This is a genomic window from Escherichia sp. TW14182 (assembly GCF_000208525.1).
GTDB lineage: Bacteria > Pseudomonadota > Gammaproteobacteria > Enterobacterales > Enterobacteriaceae > Escherichia > Escherichia ruysiae.
Map to the genome: position 1 here is coordinate 1 of NZ_AEJZ01000212.1, position 748 is coordinate 748.

Annotated in this window: 1 protein-coding gene; it reads left to right on the plus strand. The window is 54.7% G+C overall.

Going from position 1 to position 748, the window contains the following annotated elements; genetic code table 11:
- On the plus strand, positions 1-748 hold a 748-nt coding region (locus tag EQY_RS0116980), incomplete at both ends, for a fimbria/pilus outer membrane usher protein (protein ID WP_000327935.1).

A 748-nucleotide genomic window follows, 5' to 3' on the forward strand; every position in this document is an offset into this window, starting at 1 on the left:
TATGACTCCACCGTGCCGGCAGGTCCGTTCACCATCCAGGACCTGGACAGCTCCGTGCGTGGTCGTCTGGATGTTGAGGTTATCGAGCAGGACGGGCGGAAAAAAACGTTTCAGGTGGACACGGCATATGTGCCGTATCTGACCCGTCCGGGCCAGATTCGTTACAAGCTGGTTTCCGGTCGTTCGCGTAACTATGAGCACACCACGGAAGGTCCGGTCTTTGCTGCCGGTGAGGCATCCTGGGGTATCAGTAACAAGTGGTCACTTTACGGTGGCAGTATCGTTGCCGGGGATTACAACGCCCTGGCTGTGGGTCTGGGTCGTGACCTGAATGAGTTCGGTACGGTATCTGCCGATGTGACCCAGTCCGTGGCCCGTATTCCGGGAGAAGAGACTATGCAGGGTAAATCCTGGCGTCTGAGCTACTCCAAACGTTTTGATGACGTGAATACGGATATCACCTTTGCGGGTTACCGCTTCTCTGAACGCAATTACATGACTATGGACCAGTACCTCAATGCACGTTACCGGGATGACTTCACGGGACGTGAGAAGGAGCTGTACACCGTCACGCTCAACAAGAACTTCGAGGACTGGAAGACCTCGGTCAACCTGCAGTACAGCCATCAGACTTACTGGGACCGCCGGACATCTGACTATTACACGCTGTCGGTGAACCGCTACTTCGATGCGTTCAGCTTTAAGAATATCGCGCTGGGGCTGTCTGCATCCCGTTCGAAATACCAGA